The sequence below is a fragment of the Pseudomonas sp. P4_C3 genome, assembly GCF_056402075.1.
In genome coordinates, this window is the sequence record NZ_JBFUIC010000315.1 from 1 (window position 1) to 4,583 (window position 4,583).

Sequence of the window (4,583 nt, forward strand, 5' to 3'; positions counted from 1 at the left end):
TAACAAAGGAGCGCAAACAGATGGGATCCTCGATTACCTGGCTTGACCATGACGGTGCCGCCCGCGACCGAAGTCTTCGTTTGCTGAGTTTTTTTAAAGCTCCTGAGTCAAGAGATGAGCTCGGCATCGGCAGTGTGCGTGACGCCATCTCGGATCAACTTTTTCCAGGTACCTCAACGATTCACACTCGGCTCCGCTATTTCTTTTTCATACCTTGGCTTTACATCGAGATCGAGGTCAAAGGTACGACCGCGTCTCGCTTCCCTGCCGCTGGCCGAGAGGCCGAAATTCGCCTAATGGCTTACCTCGACAAGAATGAGCCTTCGGACGCTTGGGGTATTGCAGGTCGTAGATCCCGGAGCGAACTTAAGCGCCTTCCTAGCTCTGTGTATTGGGCCGCGCTGGGCAACTGGGGCTTTCGGACTCATTCTGGTAGCCAGCAGCAACACTTTTCTATGGCCGAACGTTTGAAGGCCACTCAGACTACGCGATCCAGACGTATCGAAATTGAGTATGAATCAGGGGAACAACGAGGACTCTGGCATCCAGAGTTAAAGAAACTCATGCCTAAAGACTTCCCTGAAAATGCGCATTTAGCACTGACACGCCTGGAATCAGAGTTTTTGCTTGATCGTTGGCGTCAGTTACACCCCGACTCACTGTTGACTTGGCTGGCCGTGAACAGCTCACCCCAAGACAACTTCAAGGAAGTGAACACCATTTGGGAACACCCAAAATTCGCTGAATTTCCAGGTCGATACAAAACGCTGCTCAAACATTGCCGCCGATTTGATGCACTGATCCAAGGCGCTGCGCGTCTCTACAACCTCCAACTGGCAAGACTGGAACAACGGGAAGATCTGATCAAAAAGCATGGCGATGCACTGATCGAGTGGGAGACTTCAGAGGTACACCTCCTTGAGGGTTGGAGTCTTGCTGAGTTTTGGATTTCTGTAGGTAGAAATGGCTACATGGTCCCCATCAGGACTCAAGAATTTGTGACGCGCTGGTTTGCTTTGGTCATGAAAAAACAAAGTGGTCTTGGGAGCTATAAGCCCGCACTTGACCTCATTGAACGAAGAGAGCGTGAGCTAAAGGGTGGACGCTCCAGATTCAGCAACAAAGCTGCGCGTACGTCTTGGGGCGGCGAGGCAGGCCTGAATAGGCTCAATTTTCGATGGTCGATTGCACAAAGCATGCTGGGAGAATGGCATGAAGGGATGAAGCGCAAATGATCAACCAAGACCAGCGCAGCATGTTAGTCGATGCCTTGACCCCTCCTCCGGATCACACTTTCGAGACCGGCATAGTTACGTCATTTTCCCTTGATCTGGTGACGTTGCTTAGCGTACCTCTCAATCTTTGCTGGCTCGCAAATCCAAAAACTCCTACTGCAGATATCGATCCGCTTGCGACGCTTGAAGGAATGCGTAGGACCGCGTCGAAACTTACGGTTTTTTGCCAACCCGGGCGGCTCCAACCACCGCGAATTGTCAGCCCTTTGTTCGTATTGCTGGAAGACATGGTCTATGAGGCTAGAGCGCCCCACGGAGGAGCTTTCCATCCTAAGGTTTGGCTGTTGAAATTCAAATCCAATGTGATTGGCAGGCCGGCTGTGCTGCGGCTTTTGGTGTTGTCTCGAAATCTAACGGACGATGCATCATGGGACCTCTCATTAAGATTGGATGGGCATGTCAGCAAGAAGCGAAACAGCCAGAACAAACCTTTGGTTAACTTCATTGCTAGCCTGAGCGAGCTGTCCATTCGGAAGTTAGCTACAGCCCGAATTGATAAATTACAGAGCCTCGCAAACGATGCCCACTACGCGGAATGGGAGCTACCAGGTGATTTTGAAAGCCTTAATTTCCACGCATTGGGGTTGGGCAAAAAACCTGCGAAGTGGATTCCATGCCCGACCATAAATGAGCGCTGGGATGAGCTGGGAGTAATTTCGCCTTTCATCACTGCTGAGGCGATTAAGGCCCTAACAGAAAGCACTTACTCCGCTACCTTTTTGATATCCAGACCCGAGGAGCTGGATCGACTACCCGAAAAAAACTCAACTTACTTTGGTGAGGACTGGGTGCTAAATGACCAAGTGGACTCACCTGAAGATACTGACGAGCTCCCAGGTCGGCAGCAAGGGCTACATGCGAAATTGTTCGTTGGCAGGAAAGCGTGGAATACGCATATGTTTCTAGGATCCGCTAACGCAACCTCTGCGGCCCTGCTAGCCGGCCAGAACGTCGAGTTCATGGTGGAGCTGATTGGACGCCACAGTAGAGTCGGAGTCCCCTCGAACTGGACTTCTGATGTGGGCATAGGCGACATCATCTGCCGCTATCAGCGCTCACCCGTTATTGAATCTGATGAAGCTGAGCAGACTCGCGCCTATCTGGACAAGCTGCGTCAACTTATCAGCAGTGCGGAGTTGCATCTGACCTGTACTCAACAGGAGGATGATTGGGTCTTGTGGCTGGCCGGGGTCGAGAAAGTTGACTTTGGACAGGTCGAGGTGAGTTGCTGGCCAATATCAATCAATCAAGCAAGAGCGATATCGTTATCATCGTCAGAACGCCTTCCAGCGATGAGACTTGGGAATTTTTCACTTGAGGATTTGACATCGTTTCTGGCCTTCAACCTTAAGCTTGACGGTCAGCAGCAAAGTTTTGCTTTGAATCTGGTGATGCACAACGCCCCTCCTAACCGAGACATAGAAGTGCTTCGGACAGCGCTAAAGAAGCCTGGTGCCTTCATCCGATACCTACTTCTACTGCTCGGTGATTGGGACCCAGGTTCGCGTACGTACGATGGTGAAGCTGGCTCCCAATGGCAAATTTCTCCAACAGCCGGCGATGCCCCCCTTTTTGAAATGCTGGCCAGGGCATTCGCTCGCGAGCCAGAAAGGCTCACTTTTATCGCTGAGCTCATGCGACGCCTGCGCAGGGACTTACCCATGGATGTTGAGTCTGCGATACCCAATGACTTCGAAGCACTCTGGAAACCGTTTGAGCAAGCCTTGGCGCAAAAAAGGAAGCGTAAAGCATGACTTCGTTCTCATCAGATCTAGTCCTTGCTCAGCTCAAAGACTTTCAACGAACGACCGTTAACTACGCTTTTCATCACCTTTTCGACTCACCGCACCCCACTCGACGCTTCCTTGTGGCGGATGAGGTCGGCCTTGGTAAAACGCTGGTTGCCAAAGGCCTCATCGCACGGGTAGTGGAAAGGCTCCAAGTGCAATCTGAGCGGATTGACATCATCTACGTCTGCTCCAACGCCGACATCGCGGCCCAAAACGTGGCGCGCCTCATGCTGCCAGGCCAACCATCGTTCGCGAGAGCAACAAGACTCACGCTACTGCCTCTAGAAGTTCATCGTCTGCGGGAGCATTCAATCAACTTCATTAGTTTCACCCCCGGAACCACGTTCAACCAAGGAAATCGACCGGGCAGAAAAGACGAGCGTCGGCTGATTTATCAGATGCTAGCCAACCTTCCTGGACTGACCCGCAGAGGGCTTAAAAACGCACTGCAAGGCCAGGCAAAGGAAAGCTGGTTTGCTGATGCAGACATCAAGCTGGAGTACGACACAGCCATAGCAACGACGTTTTGTTCCGCGGTCATTGCTGACAACGCTCTTCATGCATTACTAATTGAGACCGCGCAGTCGTACAGTGATCGTCGCCGAAAAATATCCTCTCAGACCCGTCAAAACTGCCTCCGCTTGATTGGTGAGTTGAGGCGGTGCCTCGCCAAGTCATGCCTCTCCGCACTCAACCCCAACCTGATCATCCTCGACGAGTTTCAAAGGTTTAATGATCTGCTTGCCCCTGCGGACGACAATCCCGCAGCAGAACTCGCTCAGGCGATGTTCAACAGCTCGGTCGGCAAGGTTCTTTTGCTCTCAGCTACGCCTTACAAGATGTACTCTTCGGCCCTAGATGAAGAGGATCACTACGAAGATTTTCTCAAGACTGTTGGCTTCCTGATGGAGGACGATAGGAAGTTGGAACATCTGAAAGATGATTTAGGAGCTTTCAGATCGGCACTACTCAGCGCTCGATCCGCCGAGGACTTCGCACCGGTGACGCGTCTAAAAGCACGAATCGAGTCAGCCCTTCAATCAGTGATGTGTCGCACCGAACGCGTCGGTTTAACCAAGAAGCAGGACGCCATGGTCCAACCAACCCAAATGGTGCCGGCACTGACCTCAGGTGATCTGTTTGATCTGCGAACAGTTGACGCAGTCGCCCGCCGGCTTGATCAACCCGATATTGTCGAGCACTGGAAATCTGCACCTTATCTCGCCAATTTCATGCACGAGTACAATTTTAAGCGAGCATTGAGATCAGACCAGGCCAAAAATGTCTCCGCTGTTGCCGATCTCTTTCAGGCATCACCCGGGACGTTGCTTAACTCAAATGAGATCGAAAAATACCTTCCTGTCGACACCAGAAACGCAAGGCTGCGACTGCTGATGCAGGAAATTGAATCCCAAGGCCTTTGGCGATTGTTATGGATGCCTCCATCACTTCCCTACTGGAAACCTACAGGGGCCTTCAGCGACGTAGAGTCCGCCAG

At 51.8% G+C, this 4,583-nt stretch carries 3 protein-coding genes; all 3 read left to right on the forward strand.

Annotated features, from left to right (window positions below):
* Window positions 1-1,235: DUF6361 family protein (locus AC1DVH_RS26530; protein ID WP_477756290.1), on the forward strand; the 1,235-nt coding region annotated here is incomplete at its 5' end.
* Window positions 1,232-3,049, forward strand: coding sequence for a phospholipase D family protein (locus tag AC1DVH_RS26535; RefSeq protein WP_477756291.1), 1,818 nt, complete (start codon window positions 1,232-1,234; stop codon window positions 3,047-3,049). The genes AC1DVH_RS26530 and AC1DVH_RS26535, both read left to right, overlap by 4 nt.
* Window positions 3,046-4,583: hypothetical protein (locus AC1DVH_RS26540; RefSeq protein WP_477756292.1), on the forward strand; the 1,538-nt coding region annotated here is incomplete at its 3' end. The genes AC1DVH_RS26535 and AC1DVH_RS26540, both read left to right, overlap by 4 nt.

Bases quoted from the DNA above. Each gene is read 5' to 3' on its own strand.
- AC1DVH_RS26535 (WP_477756291.1), top strand. From the start codon at position 1,232: ATGATCAACCAAGACCAGCGCAGCATGTTAGTCGATGCCTTGACCCCT.